Source organism: Fictibacillus sp. KU28468 (genome assembly GCF_026153615.1).
Lineage (GTDB): Bacteria > Bacillota > Bacilli > Bacillales > Fictibacillaceae > Fictibacillus_C > Fictibacillus_C marinisediminis.
In genome coordinates this window covers 2,535,399-2,554,505 of sequence record NZ_CP110666.1, presented here as the reverse complement: position 1 = coordinate 2,554,505, position 19,107 = coordinate 2,535,399, and the positions used below count along the sequence as shown (strand labels likewise).

Sequence of the window (19,107 nt, the reverse complement as noted above, 5' to 3'; positions counted from 1 at the left end):
AGAGAAGGAAAAAATGAAAGCAAGAGATATTAGCATTTTAGTCGGGGTAATCATGATCATCGCCATGTTGATCATTCCTTTGCCTACATGGCTGCTCGATTTCTTTATCATCATCAACATCACATTGGCGCTTATCATCATATTAATTTCTATGAATATGCAGGAGCCGCTGCAGTTTTCCATTTTTCCTTCATTGCTGCTGCTCGTAACACTTTTTCGGCTCGGTCTGAATGTATCGACGACGAGGTCTATTCTGGGGTACGGAAAAGCGGGGAACGTGGTCCATACATTCGGAGAGTTTGTGGTAGGAGGCAATATTTTAGTCGGAATTGTCGTCTTCTTTATACTAGTAGTCATTCAATTTATCGTTATCACAAAAGGATCAGAACGTGTTTCTGAAGTGGCGGCCAGGTTTACTTTGGATGCGATGCCTGGGAAACAGATGAGTATCGATGCTGACCTGAACGCAGGGATGATCTCAGACCGTGAAGCGAAAGAAAGACGAGAAAAGGTAGAGCGGGAATCAGATTTCTACGGGGCGATGGACGGTGCAAGTAAGTTTGTAAAAGGAGATGCCATTGCCGGGATCATTATCGTCCTGATCAACATGCTGTTCGGTATTATTATCGGCATGACTCAGATGGGATTAAGTTTTGCCGAAAGCGCGCACACGTTTACATTGCTGACGGTGGGTGACGGGCTTGTGAGCCAGATTCCGGCATTGATTATTTCTACCGCCACCGGGATCATTGTTACAAGAGCCGCTTCTGAAGGAAATCTGGGATATGATATTTCAAGACAGATTCTAGCCTATCCTCATATGCTCATCGTGGCAGCCGCTACCATCATCGCCTTAGGGCTTTTCACACCGATCAACGATTTTGTCACCATCTCCATTGGAGGCCTTATCGCGATCGGCGGATATCTGCTGATAAAAGCAGAAAATCAACAAAAGGAAATGAATGAAGTCATCGAAGAAGACATTCAAACAGAACAGCTTAAAAGTCCGGAAAGTGTCATCAGCCTGCTGCAGGTCGACCCGATTGAATTTGAGTTTGGGTATAGCCTGATTCCTCTGGCAGATACCAATCAGGGCGGGGACCTGCTGGACCGGGTCGTCATGATCAGAAGGCAGCTGGCACTTGAACTTGGCATGATTGTTCCGGTTGTCCGGATTCGTGACAATATTCAGCTTCAGCCGAATGAATACAGAATTAAGATCAAGGGCAATGAAGTGGCGCAAGGGGAACTGCTTCTGGATCATTACCTGGCGATGAGCCCGGGAATTGAAGATGAAGCGATTCAAGGGATAGATACAGTGGAGCCCGCGTTTGGACTCCCAGCCCAATGGATCTCCGAAGACATGAAGGAACGGGCAGAAATGTCGGGATATACCGTAGTGGATCCCCCGTCCGTCGTTTCTACCCATCTGACCGAAATCATTAAGAAATTCGCTCACGAACTGATCGGCCGCCAGGAGACAAAGCAGCTCATCGACCATATGAAAGAAAGCTATCCTACACTGATTGAGGAAGTAACACCTGATCCGCTTTCTGTCGGGGAAATTCAGAAAGTACTGTCTAAATTATTAAAAGAAAAAATATCCATCCGAAATCTCCCTGTTATTTTTGAGACGCTGGCTGATTTCGGAAAAATGTCCAGAGATATTGATCTATTGACTGAATATGCAAGGCAGGCCCTTTCAAGACAGATATCAAAACAATACGGACAGGATAATCAGCCTTTAAAAGTCATTACGCTGGGCGGATCGGTCGAGAAAAGAATAGCAGATCACGTACAGCAAACAGAGCATGGCAATTATCTGTCGCTAGATCCGCAAGATTCTCAGCTTATTTTTGACCATATCTCAAAAGAGCTTGAACAAAGCAGGAGTTTTGGGCAAACGCCGGTCCTCCTCTGTTCGCCCGCAGTGCGCATGTATGTAAGGCAGCTGCTCGAACGCTACATGCCTGATCTTGTCATCTTATCGTATAACGAGCTGGAGCCGAAGCTGGAGGTTCAAAGCATAGGAGTAGTGAATATATGAAGGTGAAAAAATACAGCGCTCCTACCATTCAGGAAGCTATGAAAAAAATTCGGGGAGAGCTTGGAAGTGAAGCGGTCATTTTGCAAAGCCGGGAAGTCCAGACCGGTGGTTTTATGGGGTTCTTTACAAAGACGAGCATTGAAGTAGTTGCTCTTCTTGATGCAGAACCGGTGCCTGCCACCAAAAAACATCCGGTGAACAGACAAGATAGTCCTCTTTTGCAGAATGAACCAGACAAAATTGCGAAGAGTTTAACCCAAGACATCAATGAATTGAAACAGATGGTAAAACGATTGTCATCTGGGGATTCCGGACCTGTCATCGATGAATCCATCCAGTTCTGGGAAGGTTTCTTACGGAATCGCGGTCTGAGTGAATCTGTGATTGCCTCAATCGTTTCAGAGATGGCAGAGAAGTGTGACTTGCTGCATGGCAGCGAAAAGAAAGACATTGATTGGTTTCCCTGGATTTCAGATTGGATGCTCAGCCGGATCACGAATGATGGATGGAACGGTTTTAACTATGAAACAAAATATTTAAACGTCATGGGACCGACGGGAGTTGGCAAGACGACTACCTTGGCGAAGCTGGCAGCAAAAGCCAAGCTGAATGATGGGAAAAAGGTTGCTTTTATCACAACAGACACTTACCGGATCGCTGCGATTGAGCAGTTGAAAACTTATGCCGCCATTTTAGATGTGCCGATAAAAGTAGCGCACAGTGCAGAAGATTTTCAGCTGGCAAAACGGGAGTTCAGCGAGTGTGATCTGGTATTGACCGACAGTGCGGGCCGCAATTTTCTGAACAGCACGTACGTCCATGAACTTCAGGGCCTTCTGGAATCAAAAGATGAGATGACGAACTATCTGGTCTTATCATTAACATCCAAATTTGAAGATATGAAAAAGACGATCGAGCAATTTAAAGAAGCGGGTATTGATCGATATATTTTTACAAAAAAGGATGAAACGTCATCGCTCGGTTCCTTGATGAACCTCTTGATCGAGGAGCGTATATCAGCCGCTTATATTACAAATGGACAAAATGTTCCTGACGATATATTTGAACCAAAACCGGAAGATATCATTGAAATGTTCATAGAGGCAAAAGTGAATGCGTGATCAAGCTGAAATTCTGCGTTTGAAGATAGAAGCAGCTTCATCTGATCAGCCGACGAAAGTATTTTCCGTTTTGAGCGGAAAGGGCGGAGTAGGCAAGTCCAACGTAGCGGTGAATTTTTCGCTGGCACTTAGCAAGCTGGGAAAGAGGGTGCTGCTGGTCGACCTTGATATCGGGATGGGAAATGTCAATCTTCTGCTAGGGTCCCCTTCTCGTAGAACGATCGTTGACCTTCTGGACCAGCGTCTTTCTATCTGGGAAATCATTGAAAAGGGCCCTGGCAATCTAAGCTTTATTGCCGGGGGGAGCGGCCTCACCCGGATGGTTGATATGGACGAAAGAAAATCAGCATTCTTTGCTGCGCAGCTCCAGGACCTTTCCAGTATCTATGAATATATCGTTTTTGACATCGGGGCGGGTGTTTCAGAGACAAGCCTGAATTTTATCATGGCCGGGCATGAAGCTATCCTTGTTACAACCCCGGAGATTACGTCTGTTACCGATGCCTACTCTATGATCAAAATGCTTCATGCCAGATGCCCTGAACTTCCGGTTTTTACGGTAGTCAATCAATGCCGGAGTACCCGGGAGGCAATGGAAGTTCATCAGCGTTTGGCAAAGGTTACAAGTGAGTTTCTTAACAAAGAGATTAAGAATCTTGGATCTGTTCCCTTTGATCCTTCCGTTCAGCTCGCTGTAAAGCGGCAGAAACCGTTTCTGCTGCACCAGCCCCGGTCACCAGCAAGTGCTGGGATCATCAGAGCGGCACATCAGTTCTCAGGGAATGTGAAAGAAGAACAGTCTATTAGCTATCAGCGTTTTATTGAAAGGCTCACGGCTTTTTTTAAGAAAGGCAGAGATGAATCTTGGAAAAGATAAAAGTTTTGGTGGCTGACGACTCTGCTTTTATGCGAAAGATGATCAGCGATATGCTGAATTCTGCAGAAGGCATTGAGGTTGTCGGCTCAGCAAGGAACGGGGAAGAAGCGTTCAGCAAGGCGATGGATCTTAATCCGGACGTCATAACAATGGATGTTGAGATGCCGGTGCTTACCGGAATAGAGGCGGTAAAAAAAATTACAGCCTTGAAAGAGATACCGATCATCATGCTCAGCAGCACAACAAAAACTGGGGCCGACAATACAATTCTTGCAATGGAGGCCGGGGCGTTTGACTTTATTGAAAAGCCTTCGGGAGCGATTTCCTTGGATATCGAAAAAGTGAAGGTGGAACTGATTCTAAAAGTTAGATCGGCGCTCAAGAATAGAAAAATTGGCGACAGCTCAGCGGATAGACATTCAAATAATTGTTTTAATACCGGAAAGATGATTTCAACATTACATATGCCGGCCGGCCAAAAGGTGATCTTAATCGGTGTTTCTACCGGGGGCCCTAAAGCTCTTCACCACGTGTTTTCCAAGCTGCCGGGTAACTTATCCCTGCCTATCGTTATCGTCCAGCATATGCCGAAAGGATTTACGGCTTCGCTTGCCGACAGGCTTGATTCCATATCAAAAGTGAAGGTAAAAGAAGCAGTGGACGGCGAGATGTTAAGGGCGGGAACAGCTTATCTGGCACCAGGAGGGTATCATGTGGAACTGAGGCAGGATAGAGAAGGACTGGCTATATCATTAAATACGAGTGATCCCGTAAGAGGACACCGGCCTTCTGTGGATGTTCTGTTTAACAGTGCATCTGCTGTAAGGTGCCATGCGATGGCTGTTGTGTTAACGGGTATGGGTTCGGATGGTTCTTCCGGCATTTTAGCAATAAAAAAAGCAGGGCCATCGCTGATCATTGCGGAGTCTGAAGAGTCTTCCGTCGTATACGGCATGCCAAAAGCAGCCGCTGCTACCGGTGTAGTAGATCAAGTTGTTCATATTAAAGATGTTGCTGACAGTATTTTAAATTTTGTTTAGACAGGGTGAAACCAGATGGAAATGAGTCAATACTTGGATATTTTTATTGAAGAAAGTAAAGAACATTTACAATCAATGAATGAACAGGTTCTGCTTTTGGAAAAACAGCCTGATGAATTATCGATCGTTCAGGAAATTTTCCGTTCAGCCCATACGCTGAAAGGTATGTCTGCTTCAATGGGTTATGAAGATCTAGCGAACCTGACTCATATTATGGAAAACGTGCTCGATGGCATAAGGAATCACAAGCTGACCGTTACGCAGGACCTCCTGGATGCTTTGTTCGTTTCCATTGATCACCTGGAAGAGATGGTATTATCCATTGGCAACGGAGGAGATGGAAAAAAAGACGTGGAAGATATCGTACGCCTTCTTCATGCCATCGAGTCCGGAAATAGCGAGGAGCATCCTCAAAATAAACAAGAACAGAGCAAGGCAGGACAAGCGATATTTGATGAATATGAAATGACGATCATGAAACAGTCACTTGAGCAAAACTTTCACGTATACCAAATATCTGTTGAACTTCGCGATGATTGTCTGCTAAAAGCCGTAAGGGCGTACATGGCATTTGAAACACTGGAGCAGATGGGTGAAGTGGTGAAATCAGTCCCTTCGGTAGATCTTATCGAACAGGAAAAATTCGAACGGGAATTTCAAGTAACCCTCATTTCAAAAGAACTGCCTGAGACCATTCAAAACAACCTTTTGAAGGTGTCTGAGATTGATAGGGTTTCAATAGAAAGTATTATGGCAGAACACATTGCTCAGAACGAAGCAGAAGAGGCGGATCCGGAGGAAGAAAAGACTGGAACTGATATGAAGGGCGAGCCCGCTCAAAAAACATCTTCCCCATCGGCCGGAAGTAAAACAATCAGAGTTAACATAGACCGGCTGGACCGCCTGATGAACCTTTTTGAGGAACTGGTCATCGACAGGGGACGCCTTGAGAAGATATCAAAAGACTTGAAAAGCAATGACTTGAATGAAACGGTCGAAAGGATGTCGAGAATTTCATCTGATCTGCAGGACATCATTTTAAACATGAGAATGGTGCCGGTAGACCAGGTGTTTAACCGCTTTCCGCGTATGATACGGGGATTGGCAAAAGACCTTGGAAAATCAGTCTCTCTTGAGATATCGGGGGCAGAAACAGAACTTGACCGGACGGTGATCGATGAGATCGGTGACCCGCTTGTTCACCTGCTGCGAAATTCCATTGATCATGGAATCGAGAAACCCGAAAAGAGGGCTGAAGCGGGGAAAAGCGAGATCGGTACGATCCATCTTAGGGCGTATCATAGCGGAAATCATGTGTTTATCGAAATTCAAGATGATGGAGCAGGAATTAACAGGCACAAAGTACTCGAACGGGCCATTGAGAGAGGAATTGTAAACCGGGAATTATCAGAAGATTTCACAGATAAACAAGTTTTTGAATTATTGTTCGCATCTGGCTTTTCAACAGCGGACGTTATCTCTGACATATCTGGAAGAGGTGTTGGCTTAGATGCAGTGAAAAATAAAATTGAATCGTTAGGCGGTTTCGTCACTGTAGATTCAAGGGAAGGCAGCGGTTCTTTATTTTCAATCCAGCTTCCCCTGACGCTTTCCATCATTTCTTCCATGCTCGTGAAGGCAGGGGAAGAAACGTATGCCATTCCTCTTTCTTCTATTATAGAAACGGCGCTGATAAAACAGAGCGATATCATGACCGTCCATCATCAGCCAATGATTGATTTCAGGGGCAAAGTAGTTCCGCTTATTTCGTTGAGCGAACTGTTTGAAGTGCCTGTACCGGGCTGGGATGAAAAGGACAGAAGTTCTGTAGTCATTGTTAAAAAAGGAGACAAGATGGCGGGGCTTGCTGTGGATTCCCTGATAGGCCAGCAGGAGATTGTTTTGAAATCGCTTGGGAATTACCTGGCATCCGTCTTTGCAGTTTCGGGCGCAACCATTCTGGGTGATGGTCAAGTTGCTCTTATTCTAGATTGTAACGCACTTATAAAATAACCATATACGGAGGTAGTCTGACATGAACGGACAAGAGATAAAAGTCATTGTATTTCAATTAGAAAACGAAGAATACGGCGTAGATGTACACCAGGTGAAATCGATTGAGCGAGTTTCTCATATTACAAGAATTCCAAGATCTCCCGGGTTTGTAAAAGGTGTGATTAATCTTAGAGGAATTGTAACCCCGATTATTGATCTTCGCAGCCGATTCGGAATGGAAGAAAAACAAACGGATGAGAACACGAGAATTATTATTGTAAATACGGATGAGATGGAAGTCGGCCTGATCGTTGACTCCGCAAATGATGTGCTTGACATTCCTGCTGCGGATATTGAGCCTACACCAGAGGTGGCAGGCGGAATAAACGCAGAATATCTGGACGGTGTTGCTAAGATTGGGGATAGACTGCTGATTCTACTCCAGTTAGACAAAGTGCTGAACAAAGAAGAAGTCACACAATTACATTTAATCGGTAATCAGGGATAATGGCCGGATATGCACGCTTGACGGGTTTTCATTTGGATGTACTGAGGGAAGTCGGAAACATAGGCGCAGGGCATGCGGCTACCGCTCTCTCAGAACTTCTCGGGAAAACCGTAGATATGAGGGTTCCTTCAGTGAATATTGTCTCCCTTCAGGAGATGACAGAACTCCTTGGAGGAACAGAAACGGTTGTGGCTGCAGTCTACCTGCGGATGCTTGGTGACGCTCCAGGATCGATGTTCTTCATGCTTCCCCTGAATCAGTCAAAAAAGCTTGTCAGCCATCTGTTAGCCGGAGAACCATATGACCCGGCTGAAGGTGTGTATTCCGAACTGACCCTGTCTGCCCTGCAAGAGGCGGGCAACATCCTTTCCGGATCTTACTTGTCGGCCTTATCCGATCTTACAGGAATGAACATACAGCCATCTGTTCCATCACTGACTATAGATATGACAGGTGCTATCCTGGGCTATGGATTGATTGAAATATCGAAATCAAGTGATTACGCAATTATTATTAACACGTCACTTACCGAACCGGAAAACATGCACTCGGACAGTATACACGGATACTTTTTTCTGCTGCCTGATCCTGATTCGTTTGAAAAAATATTTGATGCGCTTGGAGTGCCTTTGCATGAGTGAAGTGATTAAAGTTGGCATAGCAGAAATCTCCTATGGAGGACCGGCGGCGTTTATCCGGACAACCGGCCTTGGATCTTGTGTAGGCATTATCCTTTATGATCCGATAACAAGGAAGGCAGGTATGGCACATGTCATGCTGCCGGATTCATCAATGTCAAGAACACCTGAAGTTAATGAAGGGAAGTATGCAGATACGGCTGTAAAAGCTCTTGTGAAAAATCTGGAGACACAAGGTGTCAAGAAGATCCGGCTGAAAGCTAAAATAGCAGGAGGTGCACAGATGTTTCAATTTTCTTCAGGCCAGGAATCCATTCGGATCGGTCCGAGGAATGTGGAAGCTGTGAAGAGCGGACTGTCGGATTCAGGGATACCGCTGGTCGCTGAGGATACGGGCGGAAATAAAGGAAGAACGATTGAGTTTAACACAGACACATTTGAGCTGATGATCAAAACCGTACACCAAAAAGAGTTCATCATTTAAAAAACTGAAATTCAGGGGGAGTAGGCATGACATCTTCATCTTCTGTTGTAGAAGAGCAGGAAACGTGGAAAAAATGGCATGAAGACAGGGACAGCGAAGCCGGAGATATACTTTTAAGAGGGTATATGCCGCTGGTTCAATACCATGTGCAGCGAATCTCAGTCGGTCTGCCAAAGAACGTTAACCGTGACGAGTTAAAGAGCCTGGGCATGCTCGGCTTGTTTGATGCTCTGGAAAAATTCGAGCCCGAGAGGGATCTTAAATTTGATACGTATGCTTCCTTTCGAATCAGAGGAGCAATACTTGACGGGTTGAGAAAAGAGGACTGGCTTCCGCGGTCGCTGAGGGAAAAAACAAAAAGAATTGAAACGGCCATCGAGAAGCTCGAACAGCAGAATCTCAGGACGGTGAGTTCTTTTGAAGTGGCTGAAGAACTTGGAATTGAAGAAGACGAAGTGAATTCCGTCATCTCCGAAAGTTTTTTTGCGAATGTACTTTCCATCGATGAAGATAACAGGGATAGTGAGAACAAAGAAAAGATCGGCTATACAATAGAAGATAAAAAGGGTCTGTCTCCAGAGTCAGAGATCGTACAGTCCGAACTGCATAAGGAATTGGCAGAAGTCATTACGGAATTGAATGAAAAAGAACAGCTTGTGGTCAGTTTATTCTATTTCGAAGAACTGACTTTCACAGAGATCGGCCAAGTGCTCGGATTATCAACTTCACGGATATCACAAATTCATTCCAAGGCTCTTTTCCGGCTAAGACAGGTGTTAAAACGGTATTTATAAAATTTCTTTTTCAGAATGCGGGGATCACATGCTGTATTTTCTAACCACTGTCAGTTTAGTGCTGAATGTATTATGTTTTTATTTGATTGCCGTGTTATGGCAGAAACAGAGCGGCGGTGGAGCTGCTCTTCAGGATGAACAGGTAAAAAGAGAGATTGAAGATCTGCTCCTTGCCTATGCCAGCGAGATGAAAGAACAGAACGATGAGATCATGAACCTGATCAAAGAAAACTGCGGCACAGGCCCTGTAAAAACCGAGCCTGCTGCTGAAAATCATATAGAGGATGCGGAGAATGGCAACCCAGCTGCCGCAACAGAAGACATTCAGGACGCCATTTTGCATCAAGATGTTTTAAATTATGCGGAAAGTGGCTATACTGCAGATCAGATTGCGAAAATGCTTGACAGGGGCAAGGGTGAGATCGAGCTGATCCTAAAGTTTCATGGAGCCAGATAAGGATTTATCGACAAGAAATTATATTTTATCTTGCTACTCTGTGCCGAAGTATGGTATATTTACTTTCGGTGTTAATCACACACGTCTGCGGATTTAACCATTGGTGCTGCATATTTGCAGTTTTGGCTAAAGGCGAAGCAGGCGGAGGAAAACAAAACCATCAGGAGGTGCCATCATGGCAGTCATTTCAATGAAACAACTATTGGAAGCCGGCGTACACTTTGGACATCAAACACGTCGCTGGAATCCGAAAATGTCTCGTTACATCTTCACTGAGCGTAACGGCATTTACATCATCGATCTTCAAAAAACAGTGAAAAAGGTTGAAGAGTGCTACAACGTAATGAAAGACATCGCTGCAAACGGCGGTAAAATTCTTTTCGTAGGTACTAAAAAACAAGCTCAGGATTCTGTTAAAGAAGAAGCAGCTCGTTCTGGCATGTACTTCATCAACCAACGCTGGTTAGGTGGAACATTAACAAACTTCGGAACTATCCGCAAACGTATCAACCGTTTAAAAGAACTTGAAAGAATGCAAGAAGACGGGACTTTTGATGTTCTTCCTAAAAAAGAAGTTATCCTTCTTAAAAAGGAAATGGATCGTCTTGAAAAGTTCTTGGGCGGAATCAAAGAAATGAACAGCCTTCCAGATGCGCTATTCATCGTAGATCCTCGCAAAGAGCGAATCGCTGTAGCAGAAGCTCGCAAGCTGAACATTCCTATTATCGCTATCGTGGATACAAACTGTGATCCTGACGAGGTTGATCACGTGATTCCTGGTAACGATGATGCGATTCGTGCAGTAAAACTTCTTACTGGAAAAATGGCTGATGCTATTATCGAAGCTAACCAAGGCGGAGAAGAGCAAGAAGCTCAAAACGACGAAGAAACATCTGCATAAGCAATATAAACAGAAGGGTGATGGAGGGGATAAGCCCTTTCACGCCCTTTTTTAATGCTAAAGTCAACCATGCTTTACATAAACCAAAGGAGGAATTACATTATGGCAGTAACAGCTCAAATGGTAAAAGAATTGCGCGAAAAAACAGGCGCGGGGATGATGGATTGCAAAAAAGCTTTGACAGAAACAAACGGTGACATGGAAAAAGCAATCGACTTCCTTCGTGAAAAAGGAATCGCGAAAGCAGCTAAAAAAGCTGATCGTATCGCTGCAGAAGGTTTAACTTCTGTTGTTGTAGACGGAAACAAAGCTGTAATCCTTGAAGTGAACTCAGAAACTGACTTTGTTGCGAAAAACGAAAACTTCACAGCATTGATCTCAGTGCTTGCTAAGCACCTTCTTGAAGCGAACGTTTCTTCTGTAGAAGAAGCACTTTCTTCAGAAATCAAAAGTGAAGGCATTTCCGTTAACGATTACCTAAACAATGCGATCGCTAAAATTGGAGAGAAAATCTCTCTTCGCCGTTTCCAAATCATTGAAAAAGGCGAAAATGCTGTATTTGGAGCTTACCTTCACATGGGCGGACGCATCGGCGTACTTTCTGTAGTAGAAGGAACTACTGACGAAGCAGTTGCAAAAGACGTAGCTATGCATGTAGCTGCAGTCAACCCTCGCTACATCTCCCGTGATGCGGTAAGCGAAGAAGAAGTAGCGCGTGAGCGTGAAGTTCTTACTCAACAAGCTCTAAACGAAGGAAAGCCGGAAAATATCGTTGCTAAAATGGTAGAAGGACGCCTTGGCAAGTTCTTCGAAGAGATCTGCTTGAACGACCAGTCTTTCGTCAAAGACCCAGATCAAAAAGTAGGTAAATATGTGGCTTCTAAAGGCGGAACTGTAAAAGCATTCGTTCGTTTTGAAGTTGGAGAAGGAATGGAAAAACGCGAAGATAACTTCGCTGAAGAAGTAATGTCTCAAGTTAAAAAGTAATGCAGTAAAAAGCAGAATGAGGGAGCACAGTGTGTTCCCTTTTTTTCAGAACGGAAGAAGCAAGCTATAATAAGGTGATGGATACGGAGGGAATTATGAGTACTTCAAAATACAAACGAGTAGTCCTAAAACTAAGCGGAGAAGCACTTGCCGGCGGAAAAGGCAGCGGAATTGACCCGGCTGTCATTCAGTCCATAGCCAACCAAGTCAAAGACATCGTTGAGCTTGGTGTAGAAGTTGCTGTAGTTGTTGGCGGCGGTAATCTATGGAGAGGCAAAGCGGGAAGTGAAATGGGAATGGATCGTGCTTCCGCTGATTACATGGGAATGCTTGCAACCGTCATGAACTCCCTGGCGTTGCAGGACAGCCTGGAGAACATCGGTGTTCAGACAAGGGTACAGACTTCAATTGAAATGCGTCAGGTAGCTGAACCGTATATTCGCAGAAAAGCTATTCGTCACCTTGAAAAGAAACGTGTTGTTATTTTTGCAGCAGGAACAGGAAATCCATATTTTTCAACGGATACGACAGCTGCTCTTCGCGCTGCGGAAATTGAAGCTGAAGTCATACTGATGGCTAAAAACAATGTGGATGGCGTATATTCTGCTGATCCGACGATTGATCAAACAGCTGTAAAATACAATACTTTATCCTACCTTGATCTTCTGAAAGAAGGACTTGCAGTAATGGATACAACAGCTTCTTCTTTATGTATGGACAATGATATACCGCTTATCGTATTCTCCATCATGGAGGAGGGCAACATTAAGCGTGTAGTTATAGGTGAAGAAATCGGAACGACGATTAGGGGGAATAATTAATGGCAAAGGAAATTTTGACAAACGCAGAAGACCGAATGAAAAAAGGCATTTCATCTTTTCAGCGTGAACTTTCAACTATACGTGCCGGCCGAGCTAATCCTGCGCTTTTGGATCGTATTCATGTCGATTATTACGGAGCACAGACTCCGATTAACCAGTTAGCGGGAATATCTGTGCCGGAGGCCCGTTTATTGGTCATTCAGCCTTATGACAAATCCGCCTTGAATGATGTTGAAAAAGCGATTCAAAAATCTGATCTTGGGCTGACGACTTCTAATGATGGCCAAGTGATCAGGATTGCGATTCCTCCTCTGACAGAAGAAAGACGCAAAGAACTCGTTAAGCTCGTTAAAAAATACGGTGAAGAAGCAAAAGTAGCTCTTCGAAACGTTCGCCGTGATGCCAACGATGATTTGAAAAAATCAGAAAAAGACGGTGAGATCACAGAAGACGAACTGCGCCGCTACAGCGAGGACGTACAGAAGCTTACAGACAAATACATTAGCGAAGTAGATTCTGTCGCTGTAAATAAAGAGAAAGAAATCATGGAAGTATAATTGATTTCCATGTAAAATAAAATAAGAAAAGCCCTCTTTATACAGGGGGTTTTTTTGTTAAGTCTGGACTAAATGGGGGCTCTGCCATGCTTGACAGAATTACATTCTGGAAAAAAGACGAAAAATCTGTGATGGATATAAAAGATGATTTAATACCCGCTCATGTCGCTATTATTATGGACGGCAACGGACGCTGGGCAAAACGGCGCGGTCTCCCAAGGATTGCCGGACATCATGAAGGAATGAAGGTTGTTAAAAAAGTGGTCAGGCACGCCAGTGATCTTGGCGTAAAAGTTCTTACACTTTATGCTTTTTCAACAGAGAACTGGAAGCGTCCGCGGGATGAAGTGGATTTTCTTATGAAGCTGCCCGGTGAATTCTTGAATAGCTTCTTGCCTGAACTGATTGAACAGAATGTGCGCGTTACGATCATGGGGCATAAAGAAGTATTGCCGATACATACCATCCAGGCTGTTGACGAGGCGATTGAAAAAACAAAGAGCAACACGGGACTCGTTTTGAATTTTGCCTTGAATTACGGAAGCAGAAACGAAATTACAACCGCTCTTACTCAAATTATCCAAGACATCGGCAAAGGTGCAGTGACTCAGGAGGACGTCAGCGAAGAACTGATCAGCCAGTATTTGATGAGTGCAAGCCTGCCTGATCCTGATTTGCTCATCAGAACAAGCGGAGAAGTCCGTCTCAGCAATTTTATGCTGTGGCAGCTGGCTTACAGTGAATTTTGGTTTACCGACATCAATTGGCCCGATTTTACTGAGGAACATTTTAAAAAAGCCATTTACGACTATCAAAATCGCGGTCGGCGTTATGGCGGTGTATAATAAGAAGGAGGATTTATGAAGGAACGTATCATCACGGGTATTATTGCCGCTCTTCTTTTTATAGGAGTTACCGTTTATGGCAAATTGCCCTTTACTCTCGTTATCATCGCATTGGCAGTGATTGGTTTGCATGAATTGCTTAGAATGAAAAAGATAACGATTCTGTCTGTTCAGGGGCTCATCGGGCTGCTGCTGACTCTGGCGACCGTTATTCCTGAAAATTGGAAAGTAACGTATCTTGGCTATTTCTCAGGTGCTGAACCGATTGTTCTTGCTTTGCTGCTGATCCTGGTGGTAACGGTTATAACGAAGAACAGATTTACATTTGATGATGCTGGATTCGTCATTCTCTCTTCTTTATATGTCGGATATGGATTTCACTATATTCTTGAAACGAGGCTGATGGATCAAGGCCTCCCGATCTTATTCTTCATCCTATTCATGATCTGGGGTGCAGATTCTGGAGCTTATTTTACAGGGAAATCGATAGGGAAAACAAAACTATGGCCTGTAATCAGCCCGAATAAGACTGTGGAAGGGGCTGTAGGCGGAATTATCACAAGCATTGCTGTAGGTTTGCTGTGCTATGCGTTTAACTTTATTCCTTTTACGCTCTCAGTAGTCATTTTAATGGCGGTTATCGCGGGTATTTTTGGACAAATCGGGGATCTTGCGCAGTCTGCCTTTAAACGGCATTACGGGGTGAAGGACTCTGGCAATCTGCTGCCGGGGCATGGCGGGATTTTAGACCGTACGGACAGCTGGCTGTTCGTTCTTCCTCTCCTGCATATTCTGCACTTGCTTGCTTAAGAGAAAAGGACAAGGAGTAATCTATGAAAAAAATCAGTTTGTTGGGTGCTACAGGTTCAATAGGAGTACAGACTCTTGATGTGATCGAGCAGCACCCTGAGCAGTTTCGGTTAACAGCCATTTCTTTTGGGAAGAATATGGAAAAAGGCCTGGAGATCATCCATAAGTTTGAGCCAGAAGTGATTGCTGTCCAGAAAAAGGAGGATGCTGACCGGCTTCGGTTGAAGCTGGGGAACAGCTTCCGCATCGTTTTTGGAGAAGAAGGCTTAATCGAAGCGGCTGCTGCGACCGAAGCAGATATCGTCGTCAGCGCTGTGATGGGGAGTGTAGGGCTCCTGCCTACCATCCATGCAATAAAAGCCGGCAAAGACATTGCGATCGCTAATAAAGAAACACTAGTGACGGCTGGGCATATCGTGATGGAACTCGCAGAAAAGCATGGTGTCCGAATTCTGCCCGTGGACAGTGAGCATTCAGCGATCTTCCAATGTTTGAATGGAGAAAATCCCAAGCAGATCGAACGCCTGATCTTGACGGCCTCCGGCGGAAGTTTCCGTGATTATACGAGAAACCAGCTGGCTGATGTAACAGTAGATCAAGCGCTGAACCATCCAAACTGGTCGATGGGTGCCAAAATCACCATTGATTCCGCTACGATGATGAATAAAGGATTAGAAGTTATTGAAGCACATTGGCTGTTTAATATCCCATATTCAAAAATAGACGTCATCTTACACAAAGAAAGTATCATACACTCTATGGTAGAGTACAAGGACGGCAGCACACTGGCTCACCTTGGAAACCCTGATATGAGGGTTCCTATCCAATATGCTCTTACGTATCCCGACAGACTTGAACTGCCTTCATCCAAAAGGTTAAACTTATGGGAAATAAGCAAACTTCACTTTGGAAAGATGGATCAGGAACGGTTCCGCTGCCTGAAGCTGGCATACATTGCCGGTGAGAAGGGCGGTACGATGACAACAGCCATGAATGCTGCAAACGAAGAAGCTGTTCAACTTTTTCTAGACCGGAAGATTCCTTTCTTAAGGATTGAAGATTTTATTGAAAAGGCTATGGAGCAGCATGAGTTCATCGAACGGCCAACGCTGGAAGAGATACAGGCAATCGATAGACTTACAAGGCAGTATGTTCAGTCATTACTAAATTAAAGGTGGGTAAAAGGTTATGAATACAGTCATTGCCATCGTTATTATCCTGGGTGCACTTGTGTTCTTTCATGAACTTGGCCATTTGCTTCTTGCCAAAAGAGCGGGTATTCTATGCAGAGAATTTGCCATCGGGTTCGGTCCTAAAATTTTTGCATTCAAGAAGAACGAAACGACATACACGGTTCGCCTTCTCCCCCTTGGTGGATTTGTAAGAATGGCTGGGGAAGATCCTGAAGGCATCGAGCTTAAACCGGGCTACAGGGTTGGTTTGATTTTTAACCCGGAAGGCAATGTACAGAAGATTATCGTGAATCATAAAGAAAAATATGAGATTCAAAAAGTCATTACCGTAGAAAGTGCCGATCTGGAAAGGGATCTGATTATCCGCGGATTTGAAAATGAGGAAGGCGAACGTCTTATCTATAAAGTAGATCCGCAAGCGATGTATGCAGCTGACCACCAGGAAATGCAGATCGCACCGTATGACAGACAGTTTGGTTCCAAGACGCTAATGCAGAGGACGCTCGCAATCTTTGCTGGTCCGTTCATGAATGTGCTGCTTGCGTTCATCGTATTGATGAGTTTTTCACTGTTTCAGGGCATCCCGACGAAAGAAGCGAGGCTGGGTAATCTGGCACCGGATGGAGCTGCCATAAAATCTGGCCTGCAGAAGGGTGATAAGATCGTTTCGGTCAACGGTGATAAAGTCAGTAACTGGGAAGAGCTGGTTTCATTCATACAACAGAATCCGGGAGAAGAACTGACCTTCGAAATTGACCGGAACGGACAGACTCTTAAAAAGCCAGTCACTCCAGGCGAAAGGGATATGGATAACAAAGGGAACAAGGAAGGGTTTATCGGGGCTTATCCGTCCACTGAGTTTTCTTTATTGGGTTCTGTCTCCTACGGAGCAAAACAGACATGGTTCATGACGAAGATGATCTTTATTGGCCTAGGTGACCTGATTACCGGAAAACATGGATTTGATCAGCTTTCCGGACCGGTTGGAATTTACGAGTATACGAATAAAGCAACAGAGGGCGGAATTCCTATGCTCCTGCAGTGGGCGGCTGTACTTAGCATCAACCTAGCCATCTTTAATCTATTGCCGCTGCCTGCACTAGACGGCGGAAGACTCCTATTCCTGGCACTTGAAGCATTAAGAGGAAAGCCTATCGATCCGCAGAAAGAAGGGCTCGTCCACTTTATCGGATTTGCGTTTCTGATGCTCCTGATGCTGGTCGTTACATGGAATGATATTCATAAATTCTTTTTAGATAAAATTGATCAATAAGTTTTAGTTGAGGTGGAGAGATGAAGCAAAGCAGGTTGTTCGCACCAACATTAAGAGAAGTTCCGGCAGATGCCGATGTTGTCAGCCATCAGCTGCTGCTCAGAGCGGGTTTTATCCGTCAGAATGCAGCTGGAATCTATTCGTTTTTGCCTTTAGGGAAAAAGGTACTTCATAAAGTAGAAGCAATCATTCGCGAAGAAATGGAGAATGCAGGCTCCAATGAGCTTGGCATGCCGGCGCTTCAGCTTGCTGAACTATGGCAGGAATCAGGAAGATGGTACTCCTATGGCCCGGAACTCATGCGTTTAAAAGACCGTCACGGGCGTGAATTTGCGCTCGGTCCAACCCATGAGGAAGTCATCACGAGCCTGATTCGCGATGAAGTAAAGTCTTATAAAAAGCTGCCACTTAATCTTTTTCAGATCCAAACAAAATACAGAGATGAAAAACGTCCTCGTTTCGGGCTTCTTAGAGGCCGCGAGTTCATCATGAAAGATGCCTATTCTTTCCATGCTGACAAGGAAAGCCTGGATGATACCTATGAAGGAATGAAAGAAGCTTATAAAGCTATTTTCAGCCGATGCGGCTTAAACTTTAGAGCGGTCCTTGCAGATTCAGGAGCTATTGGCGGAAAAGACAATCATGAATTTATGGTACTTTCTGAGATTGGTGAAGACTTGATTGCTTATTCTACCGAATCCGATTTTGCAGCGAACATTGAAATGGCTCCTGTCAGCGAGGTTTATGAAACATCTGATGAAGCAAAAAAAGAATCGGAAAAAATTCAAACCGATAATGCAAAAACCATTGAAGAAGTGGCTGCCTATTTAAATGTAGAATCAGGTCAAATCATCAAATCTGTTCTGTTTATGGCAGACGATGAACCTGTACTCGTTCTCGTCCGCGGAGATCATGAGGTAAATGATATCAAGGTTAAAAATACGCTTGGTGCAGAACAAGTGGAACTGGCAGCTGCTGAGCAGACAGAAGCTACGATGGGATGCAAGCCGGGCAATATCGGCCCTGTTTCAGCACCTGAGAATGTGAAGGTCATCGCAGATGAAGCAGTTGAGTATATGGTGAACGCCGTCATTGGTGCTAATGAAGAAGGCTATCACTATAAAAATGTGAATCCGGGTAAAGATTTTAGTGTTTCTCAATATGCTGATCTCCGTTTCATCCAAGAAGGTGATGCTTCACCGGACGGAAATGGAACGATCCGGTTCGCAAAAGGAATTGAAGTGGGGCATGTCTTCAAACTCGGACAAGTCTATAGTGAACCATTAAACGCAGCATTTCTTGATGAGAACGGAAAAAATCAGATCATGACAATGGGCTGCTATGGGATTGGGGTTTCACGTACACTTGCTGCTGTAGCGGAAGAGAACAACGATGAAAGAGGGCTCATCTGGCCAGTTTCACTTGCTCCGTTTGATGTGCATCTCATTGCGGCCAACAGCAAGGACGACATTCAGGCAAGTCTCAGCGAAAAACTGTATGATGAGTTAAAGGATGCAGGTTATGATTGTCTTTATGATGATCGAAAAGAGCGTGCAGGTGTCAAATTCGCCGATGCTGATCTAATCGGAATTCCAATCCGCATTACTGCAGGAAAAAAAGCAGGCGAAGGAATTGTGGAATTGAAAATCAGAAAAACCGGTGAAGTTGCCGAGATACATGTTTCAGAACTAGTGGAGGCAGTTAAAAGCCGCCGCGAAATACTAGCGCGCTAGCATCCAGGGGATGACTTATGTGCCTG

Annotated in this window: 19 protein-coding genes; all 19 read left to right on the top strand. The window is 44.5% G+C overall.

Annotated elements, in window-relative coordinates; all coding sequences use genetic code 11:
- Positions 1-13: 13 nt before the first annotated feature.
- The 19 genes from flhA to OKX00_RS13110 all read left to right on the top strand — a co-directional run bounded on the left by flhA (position 14) and on the right by OKX00_RS13110 (position 19,081).
- Entirely contained in the window at positions 14-2,047 is a 2,034-nt protein-coding gene (gene flhA / locus OKX00_RS13200) for a flagellar biosynthesis protein FlhA (RefSeq protein ID WP_265407665.1), read from the top strand.
- A complete protein-coding gene (gene flhF, locus OKX00_RS13195) occupies positions 2,044-3,168 on the top strand; it encodes a flagellar biosynthesis GTPase FlhF (protein WP_265407664.1) in 1,125 nt (374 codons plus the stop codon). Before flhA ends, flhF begins: the two co-directional genes overlap by 4 nt.
- Positions 3,161-4,045, top strand: coding sequence for a MinD/ParA family protein (locus OKX00_RS13190; protein ID WP_091005449.1), 885 nt, complete (start codon positions 3,161-3,163; stop codon positions 4,043-4,045). The genes flhF and OKX00_RS13190 overlap by 8 nt, the downstream gene beginning before the upstream one ends.
- Positions 4,033-5,085, top strand: coding sequence for a protein-glutamate methylesterase/protein-glutamine glutaminase (locus OKX00_RS13185; protein WP_265407663.1), 1,053 nt, complete (start codon positions 4,033-4,035; stop codon positions 5,083-5,085). The genes OKX00_RS13190 and OKX00_RS13185 overlap by 13 nt, the downstream gene beginning before the upstream one ends.
- 15 nt (positions 5,086-5,100) lie before the next feature.
- Positions 5,101-7,098, top strand: a complete 1,998-nt coding sequence (locus OKX00_RS13180) for a chemotaxis protein CheA (RefSeq protein WP_265407662.1) — start codon at positions 5,101-5,103, stop codon at positions 7,096-7,098.
- A gap of 22 nt (positions 7,099-7,120) precedes the next feature.
- Positions 7,121-7,588, top strand: coding sequence for a chemotaxis protein CheW (locus tag OKX00_RS13175; RefSeq protein WP_265407661.1), 468 nt, complete (start codon positions 7,121-7,123; stop codon positions 7,586-7,588).
- Entirely contained in the window at positions 7,588-8,229 is a 642-nt protein-coding gene (locus OKX00_RS13170; protein ID WP_265407660.1) for a chemotaxis protein CheC, read from the top strand. The genes OKX00_RS13175 and OKX00_RS13170 overlap by 1 nt, the downstream gene beginning before the upstream one ends.
- On the top strand, positions 8,222-8,710 hold the full coding sequence (locus OKX00_RS13165) for a chemotaxis protein CheD (protein WP_265407659.1): 489 nt from the start codon (positions 8,222-8,224) through the stop codon (positions 8,708-8,710). Before OKX00_RS13170 ends, OKX00_RS13165 begins: the two co-directional genes overlap by 8 nt.
- Before the next feature lie 26 nt (positions 8,711-8,736).
- Positions 8,737-9,504 carry a FliA/WhiG family RNA polymerase sigma factor gene (locus OKX00_RS13160; RefSeq protein ID WP_265407658.1) on the top strand — a complete coding sequence of 256 codons (768 nt, stop codon included), beginning with the start codon at positions 8,737-8,739 and terminating at the stop codon, positions 9,502-9,504.
- Between the two features lie 28 nt (positions 9,505-9,532).
- Entirely contained in the window at positions 9,533-9,961 is a 429-nt protein-coding gene (locus OKX00_RS13155) for a DUF6115 domain-containing protein (protein WP_265407657.1), read from the top strand.
- A 175-nt stretch (positions 9,962-10,136) separates the two neighbouring features.
- Positions 10,137-10,862 carry a 30S ribosomal protein S2 gene (gene rpsB, locus OKX00_RS13150; protein WP_053354469.1) on the top strand — a complete coding sequence of 242 codons (726 nt, stop codon included), beginning with the start codon at positions 10,137-10,139 and terminating at the stop codon, positions 10,860-10,862.
- A gap of 102 nt (positions 10,863-10,964) precedes the next feature.
- Positions 10,965-11,849, top strand: coding sequence for a translation elongation factor Ts (gene tsf, locus OKX00_RS13145; protein WP_256225784.1), 885 nt, complete (start codon positions 10,965-10,967; stop codon positions 11,847-11,849).
- A gap of 95 nt (positions 11,850-11,944) precedes the next feature.
- On the top strand, positions 11,945-12,670 hold the full coding sequence (gene pyrH / locus OKX00_RS13140) for a UMP kinase (RefSeq protein WP_053358273.1): 726 nt from the start codon (positions 11,945-11,947) through the stop codon (positions 12,668-12,670).
- A complete protein-coding gene (gene frr, locus OKX00_RS13135; RefSeq protein ID WP_053354467.1) occupies positions 12,670-13,227 on the top strand; it encodes a ribosome recycling factor in 558 nt (185 codons plus the stop codon). The genes pyrH and frr overlap by 1 nt, the downstream gene beginning before the upstream one ends.
- Positions 13,228-13,313: 86 nt before the next feature.
- Positions 13,314-14,072, top strand: coding sequence for an undecaprenyl pyrophosphate synthase (locus OKX00_RS13130; protein WP_062231788.1), 759 nt, complete (start codon positions 13,314-13,316; stop codon positions 14,070-14,072).
- Positions 14,073-14,087: 15 nt separating this feature from the next.
- Complete coding sequence (locus OKX00_RS13125; RefSeq protein WP_265407656.1) at positions 14,088-14,882, top strand: phosphatidate cytidylyltransferase; 795 nt, start codon at positions 14,088-14,090, stop codon at positions 14,880-14,882.
- A gap of 23 nt (positions 14,883-14,905) precedes the next feature.
- Entirely contained in the window at positions 14,906-16,054 is a 1,149-nt protein-coding gene (locus tag OKX00_RS13120; protein WP_053354464.1) for a 1-deoxy-D-xylulose-5-phosphate reductoisomerase, read from the top strand.
- Positions 16,055-16,070: 16 nt separating this feature from the next.
- On the top strand, positions 16,071-17,348 hold the full coding sequence (gene rseP / locus OKX00_RS13115; RefSeq protein ID WP_053354463.1) for an RIP metalloprotease RseP: 1,278 nt from the start codon (positions 16,071-16,073) through the stop codon (positions 17,346-17,348).
- A gap of 20 nt (positions 17,349-17,368) precedes the next feature.
- Complete coding sequence (locus tag OKX00_RS13110) at positions 17,369-19,081, top strand: proline--tRNA ligase (RefSeq protein ID WP_265407655.1); 1,713 nt, start codon at positions 17,369-17,371, stop codon at positions 19,079-19,081.
- Positions 19,082-19,107: the final 26 nt, after the last annotated feature.